Annotated in this window: 5 protein-coding genes; 3 read left to right on the top strand and 2 right to left on the bottom strand. The window is 60.1% G+C overall.

Annotated features, from left to right (window positions below; all coding sequences use genetic code 11):
- Positions 1-143 precede the first annotated feature (143 nt).
- Together purN and purM are read right to left on the bottom strand one after the other, a co-directional pair.
- The gene (purN, locus tag AD949_RS13475; protein ID WP_082064626.1) at positions 144-800 is read right to left on the bottom strand and encodes a phosphoribosylglycinamide formyltransferase; all 657 of its coding nucleotides are present in this window, start codon (positions 798-800) and stop codon (positions 144-146) included.
- A complete protein-coding gene (gene purM, locus AD949_RS13470) occupies positions 797-1,879 on the bottom strand; it encodes a phosphoribosylformylglycinamidine cyclo-ligase (RefSeq protein WP_048835245.1) in 1,083 nt (360 codons plus the stop codon). Before purM ends, purN begins: the two co-directional genes overlap by 4 nt.
- Positions 1,880-1,981: 102 nt before the next feature.
- On the opposite strand from purM, the gene AD949_RS13465 reads away from it, so the two are divergent.
- The 3 genes from AD949_RS13465 to AD949_RS13455 all read left to right on the top strand — a co-directional run bounded on the left by AD949_RS13465 (position 1,982) and on the right by AD949_RS13455 (position 7,491).
- Entirely contained in the window at positions 1,982-2,749 is a 768-nt protein-coding gene (locus tag AD949_RS13465) for a P-loop NTPase family protein (RefSeq protein ID WP_048835246.1), read from the top strand.
- 102 nt (positions 2,750-2,851) lie between these two features.
- Positions 2,852-4,951 carry a S46 family peptidase gene (locus AD949_RS13460; protein ID WP_048835247.1) on the top strand — a complete coding sequence of 700 codons (2,100 nt, stop codon included), beginning with the start codon at positions 2,852-2,854 and terminating at the stop codon, positions 4,949-4,951.
- Positions 4,952-5,220: 269 nt separating this feature from the next.
- A complete protein-coding gene (locus AD949_RS13455; RefSeq protein WP_048835248.1) occupies positions 5,221-7,491 on the top strand; it encodes an RNA degradosome polyphosphate kinase in 2,271 nt (756 codons plus the stop codon).
- Positions 7,492-7,550 lie beyond the last annotated feature (59 nt).

The following is a 7,550-nucleotide window of genomic DNA, read 5'->3' as shown; positions in this document are numbered from 1 at the left end:
GGGGGGCGTTGTTCCGGCGTGCGGGGCTGCGTTTGGGGTTACGGGGGCGGCGGGGTTCTGCTGTCATCAGCTCACTATCTGTTCAGGCAATCAGGTCAGGCCATAAAGGCGGAGGAAAATGGCAGGCCGGACCTGCCGGAGCATCAGGCCACCAGCAGGGCGGCGTCGGCTGCTGTGGGAGAGTCGGTTCTGCTCAGGTCCATTCTGTTCGGGTACCGTGTGTGCAGATACCGCCTGAGCACATCCGGGTAGAGCCGGTGTTCCTGCCGCAGCACGCGGGCGGCGAGCATGTCTGCCGTATCACCCGGCAGCACCGGGACTGCGGCCTGCCCCAGAATGGGGCCTTCATCCATGTCTTCCGTGACCAGATGCACGGTGCAACCATGGATGCGCACACCCGCTTCCAGCGCGCGCTCATGCGTGTGCAGGCCGGGGAAGATGGGCAGAAGGCTGGGGTGAATGTTGAGCATTTTCCCCGCCCACTGTGTGGTCAGGAAGGGGGTCAGCAGCCGCATATACCCTGCCAGACAGACGACTTCCGCCCCGGCTTTCCGAAGGGCGGCGTCCACCGCATGTTCATGCGCTGCACGGTCTTTTTTAAACAGACGGTGGTCGATCGCGACCGTCTCAAGCCCCGCTGCGCGGGCCATGTCCAACCCCGGCGCATCGGGTTTGTTGCTCAGCACAAGGCAGATACGGGCCGGGAAATCGGGCTGCGCGCAGGCTTTAATCAGCGCCGTGGCGTTACTGCCCCGGCCACTGAGCAGAATGGCGACCGGGGTTTTCGGCGTCTCACTCATGCTGCGTGGAAATCCGGAGCGGCCACCATCTTCAGACCAGCTTTAGCAGAGCCATCGGCAGCTTTGGTAATATGGCCGATCAGCGTGCCGGTCTCCCCCATCTCTTTCAGGCGGGCCAGAACCTCATCCGGTTTCGGGGTGATCAGCACCATGCCAACGCCACAGTTAAAGACGCGCAGCATTTCCTCATTGGCGACATCACCCGTGCGGGCCAGCCAGTTGAACACGGGGGGCACCGGCCATGCGGCGTCAATCACGGCGTCCAGCCCTTCGGGCAGGATGCGCGGCAGGTTGCCCGGCAGACCACCGCCGGTAATGTGTGCAGCCGCGTGCAGCAGGCCTGCGCGGTGCAGGTCCAACACGGCGCGGACGTAAAGTTTGGTCGGGGTCAGCAGGGCTTCCCCCAGATTTTTGCCCGGAGCGAAGGCTGCCGGGTCCGTCCACGCCAGATGGGCATCGGCCACAATGCGGCGCACCAGGGAATAGCCGTTAGAATGTACACCGCTGGAGGGTAGGGCGATCAGCGCATCACCCTCTGCAATGCCAGCCGGGAGCAGGGCGGAGCGTTCTGCGGCACCTACGGAAAAGCCTGCCAGATCATAATGCCCATCGGCATACATGCCGGGCATTTCGGCGGTCTCGCCGCCAACCAGCGCACAGCCGGACTGCTCACAGCCCTGCGCAATGCCACGCACAACCTTGGCAGCACTTTCAACAGACAGGCGGCCCGTTGCAAAATAATCCAAGAAGAAGAGCGGCTCCGCGCCCTGCACAATCAGGTCATTCACGCACATGGCGACAAGGTCGATCCCCACCGTTTCATGCAGCCCGGTTTCAATAGCAAGAGTCAGTTTGGTGCCGACGCCATCTGTGCAGGAGACCAGAACCGGGTCCTGAAAGCCTGCGGCCTTGAGGTCAAACAATGCGCCGAATCCGCCAAGTCCGCCCATGGTGCCGGGGCGGTCGGTGGCTTTGGCGGCGGGTTTGATGGCGTCAATCAAAGCTTCTCCGGCTTCAATATCCACGCCGGAGTCACGATAGGTGAGGCGGGAGGTGGGAGAACTGGAAGAAGACGTCATGACAGGTGCTCTTGGTCTGAAAGGGGTCGATGGAACGGATTGGGTAGGGTAGGACTCCCTGAGGACAGTCTTTACGGCAGGTGAAGCAACACGCAAAGCGGCATGAAACGGATTACAGAAACAAAAGAGGCCGCACAGCAGCCTGTGGCGGACGAAAAGGAGGGAAGCGCGGGCGGCCAGATTGCTCTGCCATTCGCGTATCGCCCCCGATTCGGCCGCTCGGATTTTGTGGCGGCTCCCTCCAATGCCGCCGCGCGGGGCTGGGTGCTGGATGCGGAAGCCATGTGGCGCTGGCCGGAAGGCCGCATGGCCCTGTGGGGGGAGTGTGGCACAGGCAAGACGCATCTGCTGTCCGTCTGGGCCGCGCGGCATGGCGCGCCGGTTATTGAGGGCCGCCGCCTGAATGAGCAGGACGTGGCGGACCTTTTTCAGGAAGGCGGCTTTCGGGCCGTGGCGCTGGATAATGCTGACAAGGTGCGTAACGAGGCTGATCTGCTCCATCTGATCAATCTGGTGCGGGAGCAGAGAATGGCGCTGCTCATGGCCGGGCAGGCTGCCCCCGCGCGCTGGCCGGTGTCCCTGCCGGATCTGGCCAGCCGCTTACGGGCGACGGCGTCCGTCCCCATCGGGCAGGCGGAGGAGGCGTTGCTGCGCAGACTGTTCCTGCGGCTGCTGGCGGAACGGCAGATGGTGGTGGCCCAGCCTGTTACGGAATGGCTGCTGCGTCGCCTGCCCCGTAACGCGGGAGCGATTCGGGATATGGCCGCCCGGCTTGATGCGGCAGCCCTTGCCTCTGGTGAGAAAGTGACGCGCGCTCTGGCTGCCAGTGTTCTGGAGTCCTTGCTGGCAGAGGAGGCAGGGCAGGCTTAAAGTTCCTGCTCTTAAAGCTCTTGCTCTGGGGACATGTCTGCGCCACTGTGCTGATGTGTGTGTTATAGTGTAACATCCAACCGATAAGGTGATTTCTGCATCATGAGCAGCTTTTTCAGGCGTTCTCTGTTGCCTCTGGCGGTGCTGGCCTGCGCTCCGGCGGTTCTTCCTCCCGTTCCGTTTGCTCATGCGGATGAGGGAATGTGGACCATGGACCACCTGCCCGTTGACCTGATGAAGCAGCGTTACGGCTTCACCCCGACCGCAGCGTGGACAGAGCGTGTGACGAAGGCCTCCGCGCGTCTGGCGCTGGGCTGCTCGGCCTCATTCGTCTCGGCTGATGGGCTGGTGATGACAAACCACCATTGCGCCAATGAATGCCTCCAGCAGCTTTCCGTCAAAGGCAAAAACTATTTTCAGGATGGTTACAGCACCAAAAGCCCGGCGGATGAGCAGCGTTGCCCCGCCATGGAACTAAACCAGTTGGACAGCATTACAGATGTGACCGACCGGATGCAGACAGCACTACGCGGCAAAGATGGCGCGGCCTACACCACGGCGCGTCAGGCCGAGGAAAGTGCCATTGAAAAAGAATGCGCCAAGGATGACCCGACAAAATGGCGCTGCGATGTGATCAGTCTGTATCATGGGGGTCGCACCGCGCTGTATCGCTATCGCCGGTATCAGGACGTGCGCATGGTCATGGCGCCGGACCAGAACGCCGCCTTCTTTGGTGGAGACCCGGACAACTTCAACTTCCCGCGTTACGATCTGGATATGGCCTTCCTGCGTGTTTATGCAGACGGAAAGCCCGCCAAGGTTGATGCCTTTCTGCCGTTTGACGCTGCGGGCCCGAAGGAAGGCGAGCTGGTGTTCACCTCCGGTAATCCGGGGTCCACGGAGCGTGAAGTGCCGCTGGCGGATCTGGAGTTTTCAAGAAATGTTTCCGTGCCGTTTGTTGTCGATAACTATTCCGCGCTGGATGGCGCGCTCTGGCAGTACAGCCGGGAAAGCGCTGCGCATCATCAACAGGCGCAGGAACGCATTTTCGGGATTGAAAACAGCCTGAAAGTCTATCGTGGCCGCGTGGATGTTCTGGCAGACCCGAAACTACTGGATGCCAAGGCGAAGAGTGAGGCCAGCCTGCGGGACTGGATTAATGCTGACCCGAAACGCAAGGAAACCTATGGTGACCCATGGGCCAAAAATGCGGAGGCTCTGGCCGTCAAGAGGCGCATTTTCAAACCGTATGTGATGCTGGAAGGCTCTTTTGGTCTTCAGGGAGAATTGTTCCAGTACGCCAAATTGCTGGTGCGCGCAGCCAATGAACGCCAGAAGCCGGATGCGGAACGCCTGACCGCCTATCATGATGCGCGTCTGCCCGCGCTGGAGGCGGAGCTTGGGTCCACGGCTCCAGTCTATCCGGATCTGGAAAAGACGGAACTCGCCTTTTCTCTGTCCAAGCTGCGGCAGGTGCTGGGCGCGGATGATGAGATGGTAAAGCTTGTTCTGGGCAAGGCCTCTCCGGATGATCTGTCTGAAACGCTGGTTAAAGGCACAAAGCTGGCGGACCCCAAGGTGCGTCTGGCGCTCTGGAAAGGCGGGGCTGATGCCATTGCGGCGTCCAAAGACCCGATGATTGTGCTCGCCCGCGCTCTTGAACCGCATACCCGCGCCCTGCGCAAGCAGATGGATGATGAGGTAGCAGCCCCCTCCCGTCAGGCGAGCGAAGCCATGGCCAAGGCGCGCTTTGAGCGGGATGGTGTCTCCTCTTACCCGGACGCCACGTTTACGCAGCGCCTGTCTTTCGGGCAGGTCAAAGGTTGGGATGAAAACGGAAAAACCGTGCCAGCCTTTACCTATTTTTCTGGTCTGTATGACCGTGCAACTGGCTCTGACCCCTTCAAGCTCACCAAACCTTGGCTGGATGCCAAGGCGCATGTAAACATGAAAACGCCGTATGACTTTGTGTCCACAAACGACATTATCGGCGGGAACTCCGGGTCTCCGGTTATTGATTCCGAGGGCCATGCCGTGGGGCTGATTTTTGATGGCAATATCCACTCGCTGGGTGGGGATTTCTATTATGATGAAGGCACTAACCGGGCAGTGGCGGTTGATACCGCAGCCATCATGGAAGCGCTGAAAGTGGTTTATAAAAATCAGGCGCTGGCTAATGAACTCTCTCAGGGGCATCTCTGAGGCCTGACGCACGGCCCGCATTACTCGTGCACGCGGCGGTGCGGGTAATGCAGGAGTAAGGCGCATTCAGGAACAGGCTCGCAGGGCAATGGCTCTGCGGGCCTGTTTTGCGTTTGGCGTCTGCTCTCGGGAATGGGAGAGACATAAAACCGTAACATGTGCCATTCTTTTCCAGCGGAAACACTGTACAGTATGGTGCAGAAACTTAAGAGATTATGACTACGCCCCCGCAAGGCTGATGCGGAGGGCGAGGGTGCACAGAGGGGAGAATGGGCGTGACGACGGCGAAGGACAAAAAGACGGGTCAATCAGCCGGTGTGAGAGCACCAGCCCGCAAGCGCACGCCGGCTGTAAGCCGCACCAGAAAAAAGCCTGCCCAGAAACAGGTGACTCTGGACATGCCCGAGCGGTTTATCAACCGTGAGTTGTCTTGGTTGTCCTTCAATCAGCGCGTTGTGGAAGAAGCGGACAACGCGCGTAACCCGTTGCTGGAACGCCTGCGTTTTCTATCCATCAGTGCGAGCAATCTGGACGAATTTTACTCTGTGCGTGTGGCCGGGCTGGTCGGGCAGGTGCGAGAAGGGCTGGTAGCCCTCTCGCCAGATGGTCTCACGCCCTCCCAGCAGTTGGACGCTGTGCGCGAGCGTTGCGCCCAGCTTTTGCGGGAGCAGCAGCGCATCTGGGAAGAACTGCGCGGCCTTCTGGCGGAAGAAAATATAGTTCTGTGCGAACCGGCAGATCTGGATGACGAGGACCGCGCATGGCTGCACGCGTGTTTTCTGGACCGGGTCTTTCCGGTTCTGACGCCGCTTGCGGTGGACCCGGCGCACCCGCTGCCGTTTATTCCCAATATGGGCCTCGCGCTTGGCCTGCGCCTGCTTCTGGCGGAAAACGGCGCGTTTGCCATGAACGCGCTCATTCTGCTGCCAGCGCAGGTTGAACGCTTCATTCGTCTGCCCAACAAAGAGGGTGCGACAACCAACGCCGTGCGTTTCATCCGTCTTGAAGACCTCATTACCCAGTGCATCGACCAGCTTTTCCCCGGCCTTACGGTAGGGGAAAGCGGCGTGCTGCGCGTGGTGCGCGATACGGACGTGGAGTTTGAAGATGAGGCCGAAGACCTTGTCCGCTCCTACGAGAGCGCCCTCAAGCGCCGCCGCCGTGGCGTTGTGATCCATCTGGATATGGAAAAGCGTGTGCCGACGGAACTGGCCGACGCAATTGCCTCTGGCCTTGATCTGCCCTCTGATGAAATTGCCGTCCATTCCGGCATGATCGGCGTGGTGGACTTAAAGCAGATGATTGTGGATGACCGGCCCGATCTGCTCTTCCCGCCCTATACGCCGCGCTTCCCGGAGCGGATTCTGGATTTTAACGGCGACTGTTTTGCCGCCATCCGGGCGAAGGACCTGCTGGTTCATCACCCGTTTGAGAGTTTTGACGTGGTGGTGCAGTTCTTGCGTCAGGCAGCACTCGACCCCAACGTGATTGCTATCAAGCAGACGCTCTACCGGACATCCCGTGACTCGCCCATCGTCAAGGCGCTGATTGAAGCGGCTGAGGCAGGGAAATCCGTCACCGCTATGGTGGAACTGCGGGCGCGGTTTGATGAAGAAGCCAATATCCGCCTCTCCCGTGCGCTGGAAGCCGCCGGGGTGCAGGTTGTGTTCGGCTTTGCAGACCTGAAAACCCACGCCAAGCTGAGCCTTGTTGTAAGGCGTGAGGGCAATCAGGTCCGCTCCTACGCGCATTTTGGCACGGGCAATTATCACCCGATTACCGCCAAAATTTATACGGACCTGTCCTTCTTTACCTGCAAGCCGGAACTGGCGCGGGATTCCGCGCGCCTGTTCAATTACGTGACCGGCTACGCCATGCCGGCCAAGATGGAAGCCATTGCGTTTTCGCCCATCACCATCCGCAGCACGCTGCGGGAGTTGATCGAGGAGGAAATCGCCCATGTCAAAGCTGGGCGTCCGGGTACCATCTGGCTGAAAATGAACGCGCTGGTGGACCCCGCCTTGATTGACTGCCTCTACCGCGCCTCCTGCGCCGGGGTGCGGATTATTGGGGTCATTCGCGGCATCTGCTGCCTGCGTCCGGGTGTGCCGGGGCTTTCTGAAAATATCCGTATCAAGTCCGTCGTCGGGCGGTTTTTGGAACATTCGCGCATTTTTGCGTTTGGCAACGGCCACCGGCTGCCCTCGCGCTACGCCAAGGTCTATCTCTCTTCCGCCGACTGGATGACGCGCAACATGGACTGGCGCGTGGAAAGTATGGTGCCTGTCACCAACCCCACGGTGCATGCCCAGATGCTGGGGCAGATCATGGTCTCCAACCTCAAGGACAATCTGCAATCTTGGGGGCTGGAAGCCAACGGAACATGGCGCAGGCTGGCACCGGGGGCACGGCCATTTTCCGCACATGACTGGTTTATGACGCATCCTTCACTTTCCGGCCGGGGCTCCGCCGCGCATGAAACACCTTTGCGCGCTCCGGCCTCCTTGCCATCGTCAAAAGACATGATGTTTGATGATTAATAACAACCGGCGATGCGGAGAGGTCAGAGTGCGTGTTTTTGGCGTCTGTTCCCGGTTTC

The sequence above is a fragment of the Acetobacter orleanensis genome (genome assembly GCF_001581005.1).
Lineage (GTDB): Bacteria > Pseudomonadota > Alphaproteobacteria > Acetobacterales > Acetobacteraceae > Acetobacter > Acetobacter orleanensis.
The sequence above is the reverse complement of the archived record's forward strand: the minus strand, read 5'-3'. Positions and strand labels throughout refer to the sequence as shown.